Origin of the sequence: Acidovorax kalamii, assembly GCF_002245625.1 — a bacterium.
GTDB classification, from domain to species: domain Bacteria; phylum Pseudomonadota; class Gammaproteobacteria; order Burkholderiales; family Burkholderiaceae_C; genus Acidovorax; species Acidovorax kalamii.
In genome coordinates this window covers 817,861-837,043 of sequence record NZ_NOIG01000004.1, presented here as the reverse complement: position 1 = coordinate 837,043, position 19,183 = coordinate 817,861, and the positions used below count along the sequence as shown (strand labels likewise).

Genomic DNA, 19,183 nt, shown 5'->3' with positions numbered 1-19,183 from the left:
AGACAAGCGCTTTAAGCTATAAAAATAATAGCAAACACCCCTTAGACCTCATCACACCGGTACGGCCACCAGATCGTGCCCCTGCGTGCCCACGATGCGCGCCTTGGTGAACTCGCCCACCTTGAGCTGCTTGCTGATCTTCTCGGGCGGCAGCAGGTGCACCACGCCGTCGATCTCGGGCGCATCGGCATAGCTGCGGCCCCGGCCGCCCTTCTTGCCGAGCGCGGGGGCATGGTCCACCAGCACCTGCATGGTCGCACCCACACGGCGCTGCAACCTGGCAATAGAGACCTCTTCGGCCACGGCCATGAAACGGGCACGACGCTCTTCGCGCACTTCCATGGGCAACATGCCGGGCAGCTCGTTGGCAGCGGCGCCATTCACGTCGCTGTAGGCAAAGCAGCCCGCGCGGTCGATCTGCGCCTCGCGCACAAAGTCGAGCAGGTGCTGGAACTCTTCTTCCGTCTCGCCCGGAAAGCCTGCAATGAAGGTGCTGCGGATGACCAGCTCGGGGCATGCCTCGCGCCAGCGCAGGATGCGCTCCAGATTGCGTTCGCCGCTGGCGGGGCGCTTCATGCGTTTGAGCACGTCGGGGTGGCTGTGCTGGAAGGGCACATCCAGGTACGGCAGCACCTTGCCTGTGGCCATGAGCGGGATGACCTCATCTACGCTGGGGTACGGGTACACATAGTGCAGGCGTACCCAGGCGCCATAGGGCTCGGCGATCTCGCCCAGCGTCTGCACCAGCTCCAGCATGCGGGTCTTGACAGGCTTGCCGTCCCAGAAACCCGTGCGGTACTTCACGTCCACACCATAGGCCGAGGTGTCCTGGCTGATGACCAGCAGCTCCTTCACACCGCCTTCGAACAAGGCCTTGGCCTCGCTCAGCACATCGCCAATGGGTCGCGACACCAGGTCGCCACGCATTGAGGGGATGATGCAGAAGGTGCAGCGGTGGTTGCAGCCCTCGCTGATCTTCAGGTAGGCGTAGTGCTTGGGCGTGAGCTTGATGCCTGCGATGCCGAAACCGCCGGGTACCAGATCGATGAAGGGATCGTGGGGCTTGGGCAGATTCAGGTGGACGGCGTCCATCACCTCCTGCGTGGCGTGTGGCCCGGTCACGGCCAGCACGCTGGGGTGCATCTCGCGCACCAGGTTGCCGCCGCCTTCGCCCGCACGCGCGCCCAGGCAGCCGGTGACGATCACCTTGCCGTTTTCGGCCAGCGCCTCGCCAATGGTGTCCAGGCTTTCCTTGACCGCATCGTCAATAAAGCCGCAGGTGTTGACAATGACCAGATCCGCGCCATGGAAGGTCTTAGAGGTTTCGTAGCCCTCGGCGCTCAGTTGCGTGAGGATGAGTTCGGAATCGGTCAGCGCCTTGGGACAGCCCAGGCTGACGAATCCGACTTTGGGTGTTTTCGTGGGGGAGAGTGCTTCGCTCATAGCCCCGTATTGTCCCAGTTCCGGCGCCTGGGCGGTGAGGGAGCCCCTCCAGTAAGGCGGGAGCGACATTTTGCAGCGGTGGAGACCGGCTTGGCACAAGGTCCGTGCCACACCGTGGACTCAACGTTGCCAGGCCACCGGGGCAGCCCCAGGGCGCCCCGAGCGATGACCCAGGACGGGCTTACCGCTTCAAACCAAAAGCACCCAGCATCTGCTCGGTCTGCTTCTGCATCTGCTCCTGCATCTGGGTGAGCATGGACTGCGACTGCTCCACGTAGTTGCCCATCATGCCCTTGAGCATGGGCGATTGCAGGTTCATGAACTGCGCCCACATCTCGGGCGTCACGCTCTGCGATTGTTCGGCTAGCTTGGTCTGCACATCAGTGAAGGCCTGCACGTTCTTTTCCAGATACGCCCCCATGAAGCCTTGCATGGCATGGCCGTAGAAACGAATGATGTTGGCCAGCACCGCCTCGGTGAACATGGGGGCACCGCCGGCCTCTTCTTCCAGAATGATCTGCAGCAGGATGCTGCGTGTCAGATCTTCCCCCGTCTTGGCATCGCGGACCACCACCTGCTGGTGGTCCATGACCAGTTGGCGCACTTCGGCCAAAGTGATGTAAGTGGAGGTGTCTGTGTCGTACAGACGGCGGTTGGGGTATTTCTTGATGACGCGCTGGGCCGACTTGGACGCGGCACTTTTCTGTTCGGACACGACGAACTCCTCGGGCTCGAAACCCATGTATTGCAGTGCAGCACATTCTAGGGAGAGTGCACCACCGCAGCGGCAAAGGAATACCCTGATGGGGCGCCGGCATCACATGTCGCAATCGCGACACCCCAAATTCACACGGCATGGCGGCACCATGGACCGTCAGCATGACCGCCCCTGCTTGAGCCCTTTGCGGCCGATGCCATCGGGGCAAAAAAAAGCCCGCACGGGGCGGGCTGAACTCTTACCTTGAAGCAAGAGGGAGGGAGGTCGTCAACGCAGCGAGCGTGACAGAGAGATCTTACGAGCCGCTTAAGACACACACTGGGCAAGAGACGCAACAGATCTGTCGGGACGTAACGCCGGCGATCGCCGCATAAACCGCCGTAAAAGAATGAACGGGAGAAAGGAGGGACTTGGGCGTTGTTGCCTGCGGCTTATCACCACCGTCAAGGCAAATCGATTGCAACGGTAGACACGGGCCGAAAAACAAAAAAGCCGCCAAAAATGGCGGCTTTGTTTTTTCCCAAGTTTTCGAAAACACTGAAAGCTGGTTTCTTTCAGAAAAACTTGGTAGGCGCGATTGGACTCGAACCAACGACCCCCACCATGTCAAGGTGGTGCTCTAACCAGCTGAGCTACGCGCCTGTCGTTGTTTAGACCACGATTATAGCCATAAAAATTGCTTGTCCTGAAAAGCCCGGCAAACAAATCATATCAATCGGCAACATGACCGCCACCTGAAGCCCTCATGCCCCAGGCGACCCATCTCATCGCCGGCGTGCAGATCGCACGCCCTGTACGCTGGCCACAATCCCCAGCACCTTGTTCAGGCGCCCCGAGTCAGCCACCTCCACCGTGAACGTCATCCAGGCGGTGCCTTTGACCGACTGGGTCTGCACGCCAATCACATTGGTTTTCTCTCGGGCAAAGACCTCCGAGATGTCGCGCAGCAGGCCCTGCCGGTCGGCAGCTTCCACGGCCACATCCACCGGGTACACAGCGGCAGTGGCCGCCTGCTTGGGCGCCCCCCACTCCACATCGATCACACGCTCGGCACTGCGGGCGGCCATTTCACGAAAATTGCTGCAATCGGCGCGGTGCACACTCACCCCTTTGCCGCGCGTGACAAAACCACGGATGGCATCGGGCGGCGCGGGTTTGCAGCATTTGGCCAGCTGCGTCATGAGCGAATCGATGCCCACCACCAGCACACCGCCCTTGGGGGCTGCTTCGTTGGTGCGTGTCTTCTTGAGCAGCAGAAAGTCGTCAGGCTGCAGCACGGGTTCGGGCGGACGCAGCACCGTTTCGATGTTGCGCAGCGAGAACTCGTCCTTGCCCACGACCTCGAACAAGGCGTCGGCCGACTTGAAGCCCAGCTGAACCGCGAGGTCATCGAGCTTGATGGCGGTCTTGCCTTCGCGCTGCAAAAGTTTCTCGACCGATTCGCGGCCACGGGCCACGGTTTCGTGGGTCGCCTGGGCATTGAACCAGGCGCGCACCTTGGCCTTGGCACGGTGGCTGGTAAGGTAGCCGAGTTCGGCATTGAGCCAGTCGCGCGACGGACGCCCCTCCTTGACCGTGGAAATTTCCACCGTCTGCCCGTTCTGCAGTGGCGTGTTCAACGGCACCATGGCGCCATCGACCTTGGCGCCCCGGCACCGGTGGCCCAGGCTGGTGTGCACGGCATAGGCAAAGTCCACAGGCGTAGCCCCCTGCGGTAGCTCGACCACGGCTGCATCGGGCGTCAGTACATAGATGCGGTCCTCAAACAGGCCCCGGTTGGGCAGAGCGCCCGCCAGATCCCGCTCCCAGGCCAGCAGTTGGCGCAACACCGCAATCTTGGCGTCATATTCGCCGGTGGCGGACACACCGGCATAGCCCTTGGATCCGGCCTCCTTGTAGGCCCAGTGCGCCGCCACGCCGTGTTCGGCGTGTTCGTGCATGGCCTGGGTGCGGATCTGGATCTCTATGGGCTTGCCGTTGTCGTCGCGCACGATGGTGTGCAGCGACTGGTAGCCGTTGGGCTTGGGCTTTGCGATGTAGTCGTCAAACTCTTCCACGATGGGCTTGAACTGCTCATGCACCCAGCTCAGGGCGGCATAGCAGTCCTTGACCGTGGGCACCACCACGCGCAGCGCACGGATGTCGAACACCTGGTCGAAGTTGAGCGATTTACCGCGCATCTTCTTGACGATGCTGTAAATGTGCTTGGGGCGCCCTTGCACGCTGGCGCTGATGCTGCGTGCACGCAGGTCGGACTCAAGCCGCGCGCGCAGTTGCTCCATGTACACCTCGCGCTCGCCCCGCTTTTCGTCGAGCAGGCGGGCCACCTCTTTGTAAGTGTCGGGCTCCAGGAAGCGAAAGGACAGGTCTTCCAACTCCCACTTCACCTGCCATATGCCCAGGCGGTTGGCCAGCGGCGCAAACACCTGCAGCGACTCGCGGGCCAGGCTGGGGGACACGGGGCGTTTACTGGCCGCATGAAAGCGCAGCGTCTGCAAGCGTGAAGCCAGCCGAAGCATCACCACGCGCAGGTCGCGCGAGAAGGCAAGCAGCATCTTGCGCACGTTCTCGGTCTGCACCGCCGGGTCATCCAGGTGCTCGGCGGCTCGGGCCTGCTGCTGCACGCGCATGAGCTTGGTGGTTTCTACCGCCAACGCCGCAAAGTTGTCGCCAAAGGCCTTGGCGATCACCTCTTCCGGCTTGTTGAGGTGTACGCACGCATAGACAAGATAGCTGGCGGCCTGCATCGCCTCCGAGCCGCCGATCCCCTTGAGGATGGCAGCCACGGCATCCGCGTGGGCCAGCGTGTTCTCGCCCGAGTCGAGCGTCTCGCCCGCCATCAAAGGCTCGGCAAAAGCGCGCGCACGCACCAGCGCGTTCACCTGCTCGGGCAGCGTGTGCGCGGTGGCGGCAATAAGCTGCGGAACGGTGTCGGACTGAAGGGGAAGGGACGCAAGTGCGGGAGGGTTGGTTTTCATCCGGCCACAACACCTTCTGCCGCCAGCAGGAACTCCGTGACGGCCGCGACCTGATCGGCCGCCACCAGGGTGGGTGCATGCCCCACCCCCTCAAACTCGACCACGTGCGCCCTCGGGCCGCGCTCCGCCATCGCCTGCGCCGTCGCGCGAGTGAGCAGATCCGACTGCGCACCGCGCAACAGCAGCGTGCGAGCCCGGATATGGTCGTACAACTGCCACAGCGCAGCCTCGCCCGCAACGGCGGACTCCGGAGTGAGGGTCTTGAACGGCACAGCAATGGCGGGGTCGTAATGCAGCGTGATGCCGCCCCCATCCGACGCAGGCAACGTGCGCACCATGGCCCGCGACAGCTCCAGCCACTGGGCTGGCGTGTGCGGGCCAAAGCTGGTGGAAATAGCCCACATGGCATCGGCGGCCTGCTGCAGCGAAGCAAACCGCGCCAGTTGACCCAGGTACTGGCCGATGCGCTGCAAGGCCTCCCACTGGATGACCGGCCCCACATCGTTGAGCACCAGCCTGCGCACCGGCACCGGCAATGGCAACCCTGGCTGGCCTGCAATGCCCATGCCAATCAGCCCGCCCATGCTGGTGCCCACCCAGTCCAGCGTGGTGATGGGCCCCTGCTGCTGCAACTGCGCCAGCAAAACCAGCATATCGGCAGCGTACTGCGGAATCTGGTAGCCCATGGGGTCGGCCAGCCAGTCGCTCTGGCCGCGCCCCGCCACGTCGGGGCAGACCACCCGTGCATGCGCACTCAACGCACGCGCCAAAGTGTCGAAGTCGCGCCCCTGGCGCGAGAGGCCATGCACGCAGACCACCACATGCGGATGTGCCGGATTGCCCGTGGCATTCCACTCCCAGTAGGCCATGCGGTGTTGCTGCGCCGGAGCAGGCGCACGGTCCGGGGCGACTGGCGGGGCCGCAGGGCCCGGGCACAGTACGTAGTTCAGCGTAGGTTCATTCATGGGTGCGAAATCCGGGGTCGGCGCTCGATAATGCATGCGGAATTCGGAACGTATGGCGCATGCCATGGTTGCCGACTTTCCCTTGCGTGGCATCGTAATTCATTCGGAGAGACTCTCATGCTGAAAGGCAAAACCGCCCTCGTCACCGGCTCCACCAGTGGCATTGGCCTCGGAATCGCCAAGGCCCTGGCCCGCCAGGGTGCGAACATCGTGCTCAATGGTTTTGGCGACGTGGACGGCCCCCGTGCCGAAGTCCTGGCCGCAGGCGCTGCGGCGGAAGTGCAAGTGGCCTACCACGGCGCCGACATGAGCCGGGCGGCTGACATCGAGGACATGATGAAGTCCAGCGCCGCACAGTTCGGGCGCGTGGACATCCTGGTGAACAACGCGGGCATCCAGCATGTGGCCAATGTGGAAGACTTTTCCGTTGAGCGCTGGGACTCCGTGATTGCCATCAACCTCTCCAGCGCCTTCCACACCTCGCGTCTGGCGCTGCCCGCCATGAAAAGCGCCAACTGGGGCCGCATCATCAATGTGGCATCGGTGCATGGCTTGGTGGGCTCCGCCCAGAAGGCGGCCTATGTGGCCGCGAAACATGGCGTCGTAGGCCTGACCAAGGTCACAGCGCTGGAGAACGCCACCACGGGCGTAACCTGCAACGCGATCTGCCCCGGCTGGGTGCTCACACCCCTGGTGCAAAAACAGGTCGATGCCAAGGCCGCCGAGCACGGCCTGTCGAACGAGGATGCCAAGAAACTGCTGCTGGGCGAGAAAGAGCCCTCGATGCAGTTCACCACGCCCGAAGAACTGGGTGAGCTGGCCGTGTTCTTTTGCTCCCCAGCGGCCAACAACGTGCGCGGCGTGGCCTGGAACATGGACGGCGGCTGGGCGGCGCAGTAAGCCATCCTCGCGGCGCTCGGCCCACGGCCCCGGGGCCCCTCCTGCCCTGCGGGCCCCACCTACCGCCACCTGCGGGTCTCGCATTCCACCAGACCATGGCCGAGGTGGCTTCCCTAGAATGGTGTTGTCCTGCAGGAAGCCGTTGGGGCGCATTGCCTCTTGCTCGCGAGCCCCTGGACGACATCCCACCATGGGAGGAAATCGCGATGTCTGCCGCAATGATTGCTGCCATGTTCTTCACCGTGGCGCTGCTCGTGACCACGGCGTACTTCATCATGGGCTCCATCCCGCTGCTGGTGCTCAAGCACGATACGCCGCTGGACGCACGCTTTGTGCGCGGGTTCTTCCATGTCTACTATCTCTGCGCCTTTGTGACGGCCTCCGCCACGGCGATCAGTTTTGCGCTGGCAGGCCACCCTGGCATTGCCTGCGGTGCGGCCGCGCTGGCCGGAATCGCCGTTGCGCTGCGCAGCAGGATCATCCCGAAGATGGATGCGCTCGGGGAGCAGATCCAGTCCAACTACATGGATGCCATCCCGGGGTTCCGCAGAACCCACACCATCGCTATCCTGATCAACCTGCTCCAGCTCACTGTGATCGTATGGGGGTTGATCGACTACAGCAAATAGGTGCATTGGCCCGGAAAACATCCATGAGGGTTGCTCACCCCACCGCCCGTGTCCTGTCTCTTGCTACTTGCGTGTCGCGGACCGGCGGCAAACCGAACAGCCGACCGTATTCGCGCGTGAACTGGGGCACGCTTTCATAGCCTACGGCGAAGGCCGCGCTGCTGGCACTGGCCCCCTCCGACAACATCAACCGCCGGGCCTCGATCAAACGCAGCTGCTTCTGAAACTGCAGCGGCGACAGCGAGGTGACTGCCCGGAAATGCTGATGAAAAGATGAGGGACTCATGCCTGCCAGCGCCGCCAGGCTCTCCACCGGCAGGGGCTGCGCAAAATCGGCACGCAGCACGGCAACGGCGCGCGCCACCCGCTGGGCGTGGCTTCCGGGCCAGCCCAGGCGGCGGATGGCAGCACCATGCCGCCCCGCCAGCAACCAGTAGTGCAACTCGCGTACCAGGGACGCATGCAGCAACGGGACGGCCTCGGGCCGCTCCAGAAGCCGCATGAGACGCAGAGCCACATCGGCCACTTCCGCATCGGTGGGATCCACGTGTACAGGGACATGGTCGCCCCGGGGCACAACCCCCATCTGGGCCGACAAGTCGGCAATTACTGGCAAGCTCAGCTCCAGCGCAATCGAGAGATACGGCGCTGCAGCACTGGCACGGGTGATCTGGCTCACTGTAGGCACATCGGCCGTAATCAGCAAAGACTCGCCCGCTGAGAACTCAAAGGTTTGTGCCCCCATCGCTACCTGTTTGCTGCCCTGTAGAACCAGGCACACAAGGGGCTGCGCAATCGCATGCAACAACCCGCTGGGCTCGGTAGCACGCACCGTGCTCAATCCGGGGATGGGGGTCTGCACCACGCTGCCCTGGCGGGCATGGGCTTCGGCATAGCGGCTCACCGCCTCGAACAAGGGAGTCGTCATGCCGCAAGCGTACCGGTTTGTAGATCTTCCGGCGCTGAATTTGGAGAATCAGGCAAAAACCGGAGCGATTTCGGCAACCAACACGGACCATGGAACCGGACACTGGATGACATCACACACAGGAGTTCACCATGACACCAAACACCACCTTGCACAATCCCACCATCTCGCTGGTCACTGGCGGCAGCCGGGGCCTGGGCCGCAACACCGCGCTGAGCATCGCCAGGGGCGGTGGTGATGTGGTCATCACCTACCGCAGCCAGGCCGAGGAAGCGCAGGCTGCCGTGGCCGAAATCCAGGCCCTGGGCCGCCGGGCCGTGGCGTTGCAGCTCGATACCGGCCATATTGCCACCTTCAGCACCTTTACCGAGCACCTGCGCACTGCGCTGCAGACAATCTGGCAACGCACTGATCTTGATCACCTTGTGAACAATGCTGGCCACGGGGACTATGCGGCGTTTGCCACTACAAGCGAGGCGCAGTTCGATCACCTCGTCAACGTGCACTTCAAAGGGGTGTTCTTTCTCACACAGGCGCTGCTCCCGCTGATTGCGAATGGGGGACGCATCGTGAATTTTTCGACTGGTCTCACCCGCCTGTCGCTCCCGGGCTATGCGGCCTACGCGGCAGCCAAGGGGGCCGTGGAGGTGCTGACGCGCTACCTGGCCAAAGAGCTCGGCGCGCGCAGCATCACCGTCAACACAGTGGCGCCAGGAGCCATCGAAACCGATTTCGGCGGCGGCGTGGTGCGCGACAACCCCGAACTCAACCAGCATCTGGCCCAGATGACAGCCCTGGGCCGCGTGGGCCTGCCCGATGACATTGGCCCCATGGTGGCGGGCCTGCTGGCACCCGCCAACCGCTGGGTGACGGCACAACGGATTGAGGTGTCGGGCGGGCAGGCCCTTTGAGCACGGCCTGCTGGCGGCATGCAACCACACGACGAAGCTGAGAATTCCAGGCCACGCGGCGCATGGCCTGTTCCACCGACGTCGCAGGCGATCGAAGGCCGCCAGCCTCAGCGCATTTGTACGGAGCCGGAAACAGTCACCACCACCTGCGCCTTGCCCGCCTCCACGGGCACCGCCGCATCAGAGAATGACGAGGTCTTGGCCTCCATCGCCATTATGCGCGGACGGGGACCGGGCGACATCTCGTTGCTGTTCACCGCCACTTCGCGCAGGCTGTAGTTGGCAAAACCAAAGCCCTTGGCCAACTCGGCCGCACGCGCCTTGAACTGATCGATGGCCAGGGTCTGCGCCTCGGTTTCAACCTTGGCACGGGCCTCGCGCGAGAGTGCAAAAGCGACCTGGCTGATGGGCATGGATGGAATCTTGCCCGCCGCCGCAGTGATGCGTGCAAAGTCACGCCCCTCCAGCACCATCTCTGCCCGGCCCTGCCAGCCATTGATCTTGCCGTCCTTGGCATAGCGGGGGTACAGACCAAAGGGACCGGTGCGCACATCAAGTTGCCCCGGCTGCGCAGTGCGCTTGGCTTCGGTCAGGGCTGCATCGAGCGCCTGCTTGAGCTGGGCCTGCACGGTTGCGGCGTCCGGGCCGTCTTTGGCGGCTGAGAGAGTGAGCACCAGCAGGTCTTGCTGCGCTTCGACCGTGCCAGAGGCCGACAGCTGCACCACGTTGCGTGGCTCCTGGGGGGTGGCTGTCTGCGCCATGGCCGCGCCAAAACAGGCCAGCAAAGCTGCAGCGGTGACCAGACGGGTCGTGATTTTCATGGTGATGGCCTTTTCGAAAGAGCGCGCAACAGATGATCCGATTGCGCAGGCCGCCACCTTACCCGCTGTAAAGCACTGCCCCGTGAAATCACAGTGGCGAGTGTGAGAAGTCGGGCAAAACTTGTAACAGTTGGTCAAACCAGCCCCCAAAAACCGAACTTCGGCGTTCCAAGTGGTCAGAATCGGCTCTGTTACAAATTGGACTTGGGATCAACATGGCCACAACAACCAATCGCACCGACAAAGTACTGGTGGTGGACGATGACGCGCGAATCCGCGATCTGCTGCGCCGCTACCTCACGCAAGAGGGCTTTGAAGTCATGGTCGCCGAAGACGGGAAGGCACTGAACCGCCTGCTGCTGCGCGAAACGGTGGACATCATCGTGCTGGACCTGATGATGCCCGGGGAAGATGGCCTCTCGATTTGCCGCCGCCTGCGGGCCGCCAACGACCGCACGCCCATCATCATGCTCACCGCCAAGGGCGAGGACGTAGACCGCATCGTGGGCCTGGAAGTGGGCGCCGACGACTACCTGGGCAAGCCTTTCAACCCCCGCGAGCTGCTGGCGCGCATCCACGCAGTGCTGCGCCGCCGCCCTGCCCAGGAAGCACCCGGTGCCCCATCGGGCGACAACGAGGTCGTGACCTTTGGCCCCTTCACCTTCGACCTGGGCACGCGCGCCCTGCAGCGCAATGGTGAGGAACTGCCCCTGACCACCGGCGAGTTCGCCATGCTCAAGGCCCTGGTGCGCCACCCGCGCCAGCCCCTGTCGCGCGAAAAACTGGCCTTGCTGGCCCGTGGCCGCGAGTTCGAGCCCTTTGACCGGAGCCTGGACGTGCAGGTCTCGCGCCTGCGCAAACTGGTGGAAGTGGATGCCGCAGCGCCGCGCTATATCCAGACTGTGTGGGGCGTGGGCTACGTGTTCGTGCCGGACGGCACGAGCTGATTGATCTGCCCATGTACAAGACCGAGGGCAAGCCCAGGCAGTCGTCTCACAAATCGGTGACGGCCTCGGAGGCCACCAGCCCCGCGCCCCTGGAGGCTATCCGCCGGGCGCGGGAGCAGCGCGCACGTGTGGGCCTCAACCTGTTCTGGCGCACTTTTTTCCTGCTGGCGCTGCTGCTGGTGGGCAGCATCCTGGCATGGCTGCAGACCTTGCGCGCGCTTGAATTCGAGCCGCGCACACTGCAGACTGCCCAGCAGATTGCGTCGCTTGTCAACCTGAGCCGTGCTGCACTGGTGCACTCCGACGCCATCGCACGCGTGTCCCTCATCAAGACCATGGCCGACCAGGAGGGCGTGCGCATCCTGCCTCGCGAGCCCAAGGACAAGTATGCGCTGCTGGACCCGACCGCCCTGGGCAACCGGCTGACCGACGAGCTGACCATGCGCCTGGGGCCCGACACCATCGTGGCCCAGAGCGTGAATGGGGAAAACGGCCTGTGGGTGGGTTTCAACATCAACGGCGACCCCAACTGGTTGCTGATGGACCGCTCGCGCTTCAGCCCGGCCGGTGGTCGCACCTGGCTGATATGGCTGATCACGGCCGCCGCACTCTCGCTGGCGGGCGCAGCTGCCATTGCGCGCCTGATCAATCGCCCGCTCAAGCAACTGTCCTATGCGGCCAATCGGGTCAAGGACGGAGACTTTGCTGCCAGCCATCTGGACGAAGAGGTGGTGACCAGCGAAATCCGCGAGGTGAACATCGGCTTCAACCGCATGGCCCAGAAACTCGCCAAGCTGGAGCAAGACCGTGCGGTGATGCTGGCCGGTATCTCGCACGACCTGCGTACGCCACTGGCGCGCCTGCGGCTGGAAACCGAGATGAGCGTGACCGACGAGGTGGCCCGCGAGCACATGGTGGCCGACATCGTGCAGCTCGACGCCACCATCGACAAGTTCCTCGACTACGCGCGGCCCGACCACGTCACACTCACCCCCATCAATCTGCATGCGGTGGTTTCGTCCTGTGTGTATGCCGTGCAGGACCACCGGGAACTGCAGATCACCATGAACGTGCCCGAGGACCTGAACGTGCTGGCCGATGAAGTGGAGCTGGCCCGCGTGATATCCAACCTGCTGGAAAACGCCCGACGCTATGGAAAAACCGAGGAAACAGGCATCACCAGCGTGGACATCGTCGCCAAAAGCCGCGAGCGCTGGGTACTGGTCAAGCTGCGCGACCATGGCGCGGGGGTTCCCCCCGAGCAGCTGTCCAACCTGACCAAGCCGTTCTTCCGGGGCGACTCGGCGCGTACGGCGGCTGCGGGTGCGGGCCTCGGCTTGTCCATCGTGGACAAGACGGTGCAGCGCATGGGAGGGATTTTTGCCCTGGCCAACTCCAGCACCGGAGGGCTAGTGGCCCACCTGCAATTGCAGCGCGCCACGGATCTGCCCGATGGCGTGGACCCCAAACAGCGCTTGCAACGCCCCTCCGTCAAGCGGCAACTTCCGCGCCGCCGCGCCGAGGACAAACTCTAGCTTGCTACCACACCGCGTTCACGGAATACGGCATTCACCAGAAAGCCATGCAGGAGGACCGCACCAGCCAGGTGCGGTCCTCCTTTGCCTTTCAGGCCTTGGCCTTGAAGGCGGGCAACTTATCCCCTAGGCGCGCGCCCATTTCCGTACCCAGGGCCTGCAGGCCGCTCAGGGGACGCACCATGACTTCGAACTCTGTGATCTGACCCTGCTCGTTGAAGCGCACGAGGTCGATGCCCTTGAGCTGCTTGTCGCCCACACGGGCGCTGAACTCCAGCACGATGTTCAGGCCGTCATCGGTGGTCAGTTGGCGGTGGTAGGTGAAGTCTTCGAACACCTGGATCACGGTGGACAGAGCCAGCATCAACGCCGGGGCCGAGGTGTAGGCCGTGTTCGCCATGGGCGAGCGGAACACCGCGTCGGGGTGCACGATGGACAGCAGGTTTGAGAGGTCGCGGCTGGCCACCATGTGGTGCCAGGTGTCGAGCGATCGGGCGACGGCGGGGTGAATGTTCTTCGGGGCTTCGGTCACGGAATGTCTCCTCTGAGTGGATTGAAGGAAATCAGATGTGGGCAGCGAGCGTTGTGCCCTGCAGGATGGCGCGCTTGGCGTCGAGCTCGGCGGCCACGTCGGCACCGCCGATGAGGTGAGCGCTCTGGCCTACAGCCACCAGCGCGTCGTACAGCTGGCGCAGCGGCTCCTGGCCCGCGCAGACCACGATGTGGTCGACATCGAGCACCTGGGGCGCACCACCGTCGATCGTGACGTGCAGGCCCGCGTCGTCCACACGGTCGTAGGCCACGCCCGAACTCATGCCGACGTTGCGCGCCTTCAATGAGGTGCGGTGGATCCAGCCTGTGGTCTTGCCCAGTTGGTCGCCCACCTTGCTGGTCTTGCGCTGCAGCAGGTGCACCTGGCGCTTGGGCGCCTGCACCTGCGCGGCACGCAAGCCACCGACCTGCGCGTAGGCGGTGTCGATGCCCCACTCGTCATTGAATTTGGCGGGCGCCAGGGCGCCGCTCTCGCCTTCGTGCGTGAGGTACTCGCCCACATCGAAACCGATGCCGCCCGCGCCGATGATGGCCACGCGCCGGCCCACGGGCTGCTTGTCGCGCAGCACATCGAGGTAGCTCAGCACCTTGGGGTGGGTTATGCCTTCGATATCGGGTATGCGCGGTTGTATGCCTGTGGCCACCACCACCTCGTCGTAGCCCTGGCCCGCCAGGTCGCTCGCCTGCACGCGGGAGTTCAGGCGCACCTCCACGCCATGCAGCTCCAGCTGGCGGCGGTAGTAGCGCAGGGTTTCGTAGAACTCTTCCTTGCCAGGCACCTGCTTGGCGATGTTGAGCTGACCGCCGATCTCGGCCGCCGCATCGAACAGCACCACGACATGGCCGCGCTGCGCGGCGGTGACGGCAAAGCTCAGGCCCGCGGGGCCGGCACCAACCACGGCAATGCGCTTCCTGGCGGCGGTGGGGGCAATGACCAGTTCCGTCTCATGGCAGGCACGCGGGTTCACCAGGCAGCTGGTGATCTTGCCGCCGAAGGTGTGGTCCAGGCAGGCCTGGTTGCAGGCAATGCATGTGTTGATCTCGTCGGCCCGGCCCTGGCGCGCCTTGCGTACGAAGTCGGGGTCGGCCAGCAGCGGCCGCGCCATCGAGACCATGTCGGCGCAACCCTCGGCCAGCAGGCGCTCGGCCACCTCGGGCGTGTTGATGCGGTTGGAGGTGATGAGCGGTATGTCCACCTGCCCCATCACCTGCTTCGTCACCCAGGCATAGGCCGCCCTCGGCACCTTGGTGGCGATGGTAGGGATGCGCGCCTCGTGCCAGCCGATGCCGGTGTTGAGGATGGTGGCGCCCGCCGCTTCGATGGCCTGGGCCAGCTCGATCACCTCGGCCAAGGTGGAGCCGCCCTCCACCAGGTCGAGCATGGACAGGCGGTAGATGATGATGAAGTTCGGCCCCACGCGCTCGCGCGTACGCCGCACGATCTCCACAGGGAATCGCATCCGGTTGGCATAAATGCCGCCCCACGCGTCGTCGCGATGGTTGCTGCGCTCGGCGATGAACTCGTTGATCAGGTAGCCCTCGGAGCCCATCACCTCCACGCCGTCATAGCCCGCGTGCTGGGCCAGCGCAGCGCAGCGCACGAAGTCCTCGATGGTCTGCTCGACCTCGTCGGCCGTGAGTGCATGCGGCACATGGGGGTTGATGGGCGCGCGCAGGGCGCTGGGCGCCACCAGGTCGCGGTGGTAGGCATAGCGGCCGAAGTGCAGGATCTGCATCGCAATCTTGCCGCCCTCGGCGTGCACAGCCTGGGTCACCTTGCGGTGCTGCTCGGCCTCGCGCTCGTTGACCAGCATGGCCCCGCCCTGCATGGGTCGGCCGCGCTCATTGGGCGCAATGCCGCCGGTCACGATGAGTCCCACCTCACCGCGCGCCCGCTCGGCATAAAAGGCCGCCATGCGCTCGAAGCCGTTAGCCACCTCTTCCAGCCCCACATGCATGGATCCCATGAGCACGCGGTTCTTCAGCGTGGTGAAGCCCAGGTCCAGCGGTGCATGAAGGTGTGGGTAGGGGCTGTGACCTGCCGACAGAGCGGCAGAGGCAGGTTTCATGACGGCGTTCATCGGGGGTCTCCTTTATGTTTATGCAACCAGTTGCACAAATGTAGCCAGCATCCCACGTTTATGCAACCGGTTGCATAAAAAAATGGAAAGCACTCCCGATTCAGGCAAGATGGCAAGTTCCGAATCGTCCTTCGCGCCTTTCTGCTTCCGATGTCCCTTCCCCACGCCCTCCTCACCGCCTTGGTCGAGCACCCCTGCTCGGGCTCCGAGCTTGCCGAGCGCTTCGACAAGTCCATCGGCTACTTCTGGCACGCCACGCACCAGCAGATCTACCGCGAGCTGGCGCGGCTGGAGGAAGCGCTCTGGATCGAGGCCCTGCCGGCCGAGACGGGCCGCGGCCGCAAGCGCCAGTTCCGCCTGCTGCCCGCAGGCCGTAAAGAGCTGCGCCGCTGGATCGCGGAGCAACAAGACCCCACGCCCCTGCGCGACGAGCTCATGGTGCGCTTGCGCGCTGAAGCAGCCATCGGCCCCGCCGGGCTGGCGCAGGAAATTGCCAGACGCCAAGCCATGCACCAGGCAAAGCTGGATGTTTACCAGCGCATCGAGCAGCGCGACTTCCTCGGCAAGGAGCCGAGCCGCGAACGCCGTCTGCAGCACCTGGTGCTCAAGGCCGGCATCCTGCAGGAGCAGTTGTCGCTGGCGATCGCGAAAGAGGCGCTGGAGATACTGGGCGACCCTGCAGCCTGAGCGGGAGTGCAGCGCCGGGGATGCCCCTCAAAAAGAATCAGGGGGCACCCGCCCATGTGCGGATGCCCTGCTGCGGAACCTCTGAGAAACGAGGGGGACAACCAACGGCGCGTGCTCAGCGTACCATGCAAGGCGACTTGTTGTTGAACTTCCAGCCTGGGATCAGGTACTGCATGGCAATCGCGTCGTCGCGCGCGCCCAGGCCATGCTGCAGGTACAGGCGGTGAGCCCGCTCCACTTGGTCCATGTCCAACTCCACACCCAGGCCAGGCTCCTTGGGCAGCTCGATGAAGCCGTTTCGGATCTGGAACGGCTGCTTTGTCAAACGCTCGCCGTCCTGCCAGATCCAGTGTGTGTCGATGGCCGTGACGCGGCCCGGAGCGGCGGCGCCCACGTGCGTGAACATCGCCAGCGACACATCGAAATGGTTGTTGGAGTGCGAGCCCCAGGTCAGGCCGAAGGCCTGGCACATCTGCGCCACGCGCACCGATCCCGCCATCGTCCAGAAGTGCGGGTCGGCCAGCGGAATATCGACGGACTGCAGCGCCAGGCTGTGCGCCATTTCGCGCCAGTCGGTGGCCACCATGTTGGTGGCCGTGGGGAGCCCCGTAGCGCGGCGGAACTCGGCCATCACCTCGCGGCCCGAGAACACGCCTTCGGCGCCGCAGGGGTCTTCGGCATAAGCCATCACACCGTGTAGGTCGCGGGTGAGACGGACCGCGTCTTTCAGCAGCCAGCCGCCGTTCGGGTCCAGCGTCACGCGCGCTTCGGGAAAACGCTCGTGCAGCGCGCGGATGGCCTCGACCTCTTCCTCGCCCCGCAGCACACCGCCCTTGAGCTTGAAGTCGGCAAAGCCATAGCGCTCATACGCGACCTCGGCCAGGCGCACGATGCCCTCGGCCGTCATGGCCTTCTCGTTGCGCAAGCGAAACCAGTCGTTGTCTGCACCGGGCTCGGTGCGATAGGCCAAGTCGGTCTTTCCGCGGTCGCCCACGTAGAACAGGTAGCCCAGCATTTGCACCGATGTTCGCTGCACGCCGTCGCCCAGCAGCGCGGCCACGGGCACCCCGAGATGCTGGCCCAGCAGGTCGAGGAAAGCAGACTCCACCGCCGTCACGGCATGGATGGTGACGCGCAGGTCAAAGGTCTGCAGGCCGCGCCCGCCCGCATCGCGGTCGGCGAACTGGGCGCGCATGGCGTTGAGCACGGCGTTGTGCTGGCCGATGGGGCTGCCCACAATCAGCGGGCGCGCATCCTCGATGGTCTGGCGGATCTTCTCGCCGCCGGGCACCTCACCCACCCCGGTGTTGCCTGCACTGTCGCGCAGGATGAGCAGGTTGCGCGTAAAGAAGGGGCCGTGCGCGCCGCTCAGGTTCATGAGCATGCTGTCATGGCCCGCCACGGGCACGACGCGCAGTTCGGTGATGACAGGGGTGCTGGTGGCGGAGGGGATGGAAGAGTTGGTCATGGTGTTCGGGAAACGGGATGGGGCACGCCAATGCCCCGTGGAGAAACTCAATCAGCAGTGATTTTTCGCGTCTCAATCACTGTCTTCCAGCGTGCGAACTCGCGCGCCTGGTAGGCGGTGAAGGCCTCGGGCGTGCTGGCCACAATCTCCAGGCCCAGATCCAGCATGCGCTTCTTGACTGCGGTGTCATTGATCGCCGCGATGGCGGCGTCTGCCAGCTTTTGTTTGACGGAGGCGGGCAACCCCTTGGGCGCCGCCATGCCTTGCCAGGAGTACACCTCGGCACCAGCTACACCCGCTTCGGCCAGCGTGGGTACATCGGGCAGCACAGGGCTGCGTTTGTCGCCGGTCACTGCGATCGCATGCAGCTTGCCTGCGCGAATGTGCTGCAGCACGGCATTCACGTTCTGGAACGAAAAGTCCACCTGCCCGCCCAACAGGTCATTGATGGCCGGGGCGCCCCCCTTGTAAGGGATGTGCAGGCCTTCGGTGCCGGTTTGCTGCCAGAACACTTCGGCTGAAAGGTGGTCTGAAGAGCCGTTGCCAGACGTCGCGAAACTCACCTTGCCGGGATTGGCCTTCAGCTGGGCGATCACCTCCTTCACCGTACGGGCCTTCTGGCCCGGCGAGGCCACCAGCACATTGGGCGCCTGCACGGGCACGGTGATGTAGTCGAAGTCCTTGAGCGCGTCATAAGGCACGCTCTTGAGCAGGTGCGGCGCCACGACAAAGGCACCGAGCGACGACACCAGCAGCGTGTACCCATCTGGCGCGGCGCGCTTGACTGCGCCTGCACCCAGCGTGCCTGTGGCGCCAGGACGGTTGTCCACCACAAAGTTCTGCCCCAGCTTGTCGCCCATCTGCTGTGCCATGGCGCGGGCCACCATGTCGGTGGAGCCACCGGCAGGGAATGGAACAACGATGGTCACAGGCTTGTCGGGCCAGTTACTGGGGGCGGCTGACTGCGCTGATGCGGCAAAGGCCACGCTGCAAGCGCTGGCGATGAACAGGAGTTTCTTGGCAAGGAACATGGATGTGTCTCCAAAAGGGATGGTCGATGGCCCTCTGCGGGGCCTTGGGCGGGGGTTGATTAGGGGAAAAAGGCGAGGCTTACTGCGGCCCGAGCTTCTTGATCAGCGCAGCCAGCTCTTCCACCTCATGGGGCTTGAGGTCCGTCAGCGGCGCCCGCACCGGCCCGCCGTCATGGCCCACGATGCGCGCCCCCGCCTTGATGATGGACACGCCATAGCCCTCCACCCGGTTGCGGATAGCCAGGTACGGCATGAAGAACTCCTTGAGCAGCCGGTGCTGCGTGGCCATGTCGTCGGCCGCCACGGCCTTGTAGAACTCCATCGCCGTCTTCGGGATGAAGTTGAACACCGCCGACGAATACACCGGCGTGCCCAGCGCCTTGTAGGCCGCTGCATACACCTCGGCCGTGGGCAGGCCACCCAGGTACGAGAAGCGGTCGCCCAGCTTCATGTAGATGGAAGACATGGTCTCGATGTTGCCCACCCCGTCCTTGAAGCCGATCAGGTTGGGGCAGCGCTCGGCCAGGATGGCCAGGGACTCGGCTGTGAGCTTGGTGCGGTCGCGGTTGTAGACGATCACACCGAACTT

Annotated in this window: 17 protein-coding genes and 1 tRNA gene; 6 read left to right on the top strand and 12 right to left on the bottom strand. The window is 64.2% G+C overall.

Annotation, left to right across the window (positions count from 1 at the left end; translation table 11 throughout):
* Positions 1-51: 51 nt before the first annotated feature.
* The 5 genes from rimO to CBY09_RS06930 all read right to left on the bottom strand — a co-directional run bounded on the left by rimO (position 52) and on the right by CBY09_RS06930 (position 6,104).
* Positions 52-1,443 carry a 30S ribosomal protein S12 methylthiotransferase RimO gene (rimO, locus tag CBY09_RS06950; RefSeq protein WP_094287732.1) on the bottom strand — a complete coding sequence of 464 codons (1,392 nt, stop codon included), beginning with the start codon at positions 1,441-1,443 and terminating at the stop codon, positions 52-54.
* Between the two features lie 181 nt (positions 1,444-1,624).
* Entirely contained in the window at positions 1,625-2,185 is a 561-nt protein-coding gene (gene phaR, locus CBY09_RS06945) for a polyhydroxyalkanoate synthesis repressor PhaR (protein WP_063459464.1), read from the bottom strand.
* Between the two features lie 541 nt (positions 2,186-2,726).
* Positions 2,727-2,803, bottom strand: a tRNA-Val gene (locus CBY09_RS06940).
* Positions 2,804-2,925: 122 nt separating this feature from the next.
* Positions 2,926-5,139, bottom strand: a complete 2,214-nt coding sequence (locus CBY09_RS06935; RefSeq protein WP_094287730.1) for a RelA/SpoT family protein — start codon at positions 5,137-5,139, stop codon at positions 2,926-2,928.
* Complete coding sequence (locus tag CBY09_RS06930) at positions 5,136-6,104, bottom strand: alpha/beta fold hydrolase (RefSeq protein ID WP_094287728.1); 969 nt, start codon at positions 6,102-6,104, stop codon at positions 5,136-5,138. The genes CBY09_RS06935 and CBY09_RS06930 overlap by 4 nt, the downstream gene beginning before the upstream one ends.
* Positions 6,105-6,221: 117 nt before the next feature.
* Between CBY09_RS06930 and CBY09_RS06925 the strand changes: the two genes are divergently transcribed.
* Together CBY09_RS06925 and CBY09_RS06920 are read left to right on the top strand one after the other, a co-directional pair.
* The gene (locus CBY09_RS06925; protein ID WP_094287715.1) at positions 6,222-7,004 is read left to right on the top strand and encodes a 3-hydroxybutyrate dehydrogenase; all 783 of its coding nucleotides are present in this window, start codon (positions 6,222-6,224) and stop codon (positions 7,002-7,004) included.
* Between the two features lie 206 nt (positions 7,005-7,210).
* The gene (locus CBY09_RS06920; RefSeq protein ID WP_094287713.1) at positions 7,211-7,633 is read left to right on the top strand and encodes a hypothetical protein; all 423 of its coding nucleotides are present in this window, start codon (positions 7,211-7,213) and stop codon (positions 7,631-7,633) included.
* 34 nt (positions 7,634-7,667) lie between these two features.
* On the opposite strand, the gene CBY09_RS06915 is transcribed toward CBY09_RS06920, so the two are convergent.
* On the bottom strand, positions 7,668-8,561 hold the full coding sequence (locus tag CBY09_RS06915) for an AraC family transcriptional regulator (protein WP_094287711.1): 894 nt from the start codon (positions 8,559-8,561) through the stop codon (positions 7,668-7,670).
* 131 nt (positions 8,562-8,692) lie between these two features.
* Between CBY09_RS06915 and CBY09_RS06910 the strand changes: the two genes are divergently transcribed.
* Positions 8,693-9,472, top strand: coding sequence for an SDR family oxidoreductase (locus CBY09_RS06910; RefSeq protein WP_094287709.1), 780 nt, complete (start codon positions 8,693-8,695; stop codon positions 9,470-9,472).
* Positions 9,473-9,579: 107 nt separating this feature from the next.
* Here the strand turns inward: CBY09_RS06910 and CBY09_RS06905 are convergent, their stop codons facing one another.
* Positions 9,580-10,293 carry an SIMPL domain-containing protein gene (locus CBY09_RS06905; protein WP_094288098.1) on the bottom strand — a complete coding sequence of 238 codons (714 nt, stop codon included), beginning with the start codon at positions 10,291-10,293 and terminating at the stop codon, positions 9,580-9,582.
* A gap of 215 nt (positions 10,294-10,508) precedes the next feature.
* Here CBY09_RS06905 and ompR point away from each other — a divergent pair, with 215 nt between their 5' ends.
* Together ompR and CBY09_RS06895 are read left to right on the top strand one after the other, a co-directional pair.
* Complete coding sequence (gene ompR, locus CBY09_RS06900; protein WP_010460834.1) at positions 10,509-11,240, top strand: osmolarity response regulator transcription factor OmpR; 732 nt, start codon at positions 10,509-10,511, stop codon at positions 11,238-11,240.
* 11 nt (positions 11,241-11,251) lie between these two features.
* Positions 11,252-12,775: a sensor histidine kinase gene (locus CBY09_RS06895; protein WP_094287707.1), complete on the top strand. Its 1,524-nt coding sequence runs from the start codon at positions 11,252-11,254 to the stop codon at positions 12,773-12,775.
* Positions 12,776-12,866: 91 nt separating this feature from the next.
* On the opposite strand, the gene CBY09_RS06890 is transcribed toward CBY09_RS06895, so the two are convergent.
* Positions 12,867-13,307, bottom strand: coding sequence for a nuclear transport factor 2 family protein (locus tag CBY09_RS06890; protein ID WP_094287705.1), 441 nt, complete (start codon positions 13,305-13,307; stop codon positions 12,867-12,869).
* A 31-nt stretch (positions 13,308-13,338) separates the two neighbouring features.
* Positions 13,339-15,408: an NADPH-dependent 2,4-dienoyl-CoA reductase gene (locus CBY09_RS06885; protein ID WP_240515604.1), complete on the bottom strand. Its 2,070-nt coding sequence runs from the start codon at positions 15,406-15,408 to the stop codon at positions 13,339-13,341.
* Between the two features lie 150 nt (positions 15,409-15,558).
* Between CBY09_RS06885 and CBY09_RS06880 the strand changes: the two genes are divergently transcribed.
* Entirely contained in the window at positions 15,559-16,095 is a 537-nt protein-coding gene (locus tag CBY09_RS06880) for a PadR family transcriptional regulator (RefSeq protein ID WP_094287703.1), read from the top strand.
* A 115-nt stretch (positions 16,096-16,210) separates the two neighbouring features.
* On the opposite strand, the gene gudD is transcribed toward CBY09_RS06880, so the two are convergent.
* From gudD to CBY09_RS24025, 3 genes are all read right to left on the bottom strand, one after another.
* Positions 16,211-17,563, bottom strand: coding sequence for a glucarate dehydratase (gene gudD, locus CBY09_RS06875; protein ID WP_094287701.1), 1,353 nt, complete (start codon positions 17,561-17,563; stop codon positions 16,211-16,213).
* A gap of 47 nt (positions 17,564-17,610) precedes the next feature.
* Positions 17,611-18,594, bottom strand: coding sequence for a Bug family tripartite tricarboxylate transporter substrate binding protein (locus CBY09_RS06870; protein ID WP_094287700.1), 984 nt, complete (start codon positions 18,592-18,594; stop codon positions 17,611-17,613).
* Positions 18,595-18,673: 79 nt separating this feature from the next.
* Positions 18,674-19,183, bottom strand: a 510-nt coding sequence (locus tag CBY09_RS24025) for a dihydrodipicolinate synthase family protein (RefSeq protein WP_240515603.1), incomplete at its 5' end; no start/stop codon positions are given.

Coding starts and splice junctions, on each gene's coding strand:
- phaR (WP_063459464.1), bottom strand. CDS start 2,185: ATGGGTTTCGAGCCCGAGGAGTTCGTCGTGTCCGAACAGAAAAGTGCC.
- CBY09_RS06905 (WP_094288098.1), bottom strand. CDS start 10,293: ATGAAAATCACGACCCGTCTGGTCACCGCTGCAGCTTTGCTGGCCTGT.
- CBY09_RS06925 (WP_094287715.1), top strand. CDS start 6,222: ATGCTGAAAGGCAAAACCGCCCTCGTCACCGGCTCCACCAGTGGCATT.
- gudD (WP_094287701.1), bottom strand. CDS start 17,563: ATGACCAACTCTTCCATCCCCTCCGCCACCAGCACCCCTGTCATCACC.
- rimO (WP_094287732.1), bottom strand. CDS start 1,443: ATGAGCGAAGCACTCTCCCCCACGAAAACACCCAAAGTCGGATTCGTC.
- CBY09_RS06930 (WP_094287728.1), bottom strand. CDS start 6,104: ATGAATGAACCTACGCTGAACTACGTACTGTGCCCGGGCCCTGCGGCC.
- CBY09_RS06920 (WP_094287713.1), top strand. CDS start 7,211: ATGTCTGCCGCAATGATTGCTGCCATGTTCTTCACCGTGGCGCTGCTC.
- CBY09_RS06885 (WP_240515604.1), bottom strand. CDS start 15,408: ATGAACGCCGTCATGAAACCTGCCTCTGCCGCTCTGTCGGCAGGTCAC.
- CBY09_RS06895 (WP_094287707.1), top strand. CDS start 11,252: ATGTACAAGACCGAGGGCAAGCCCAGGCAGTCGTCTCACAAATCGGTG.
- CBY09_RS06935 (WP_094287730.1), bottom strand. CDS start 5,139: ATGAAAACCAACCCTCCCGCACTTGCGTCCCTTCCCCTTCAGTCCGAC.
- CBY09_RS06880 (WP_094287703.1), top strand. CDS start 15,559: ATGTCCCTTCCCCACGCCCTCCTCACCGCCTTGGTCGAGCACCCCTGC.
- CBY09_RS06870 (WP_094287700.1), bottom strand. CDS start 18,594: ATGTTCCTTGCCAAGAAACTCCTGTTCATCGCCAGCGCTTGCAGCGTG.
- CBY09_RS06915 (WP_094287711.1), bottom strand. CDS start 8,561: ATGACGACTCCCTTGTTCGAGGCGGTGAGCCGCTATGCCGAAGCCCAT.
- ompR (WP_010460834.1), top strand. CDS start 10,509: ATGGCCACAACAACCAATCGCACCGACAAAGTACTGGTGGTGGACGAT.
- CBY09_RS06910 (WP_094287709.1), top strand. CDS start 8,693: ATGACACCAAACACCACCTTGCACAATCCCACCATCTCGCTGGTCACT.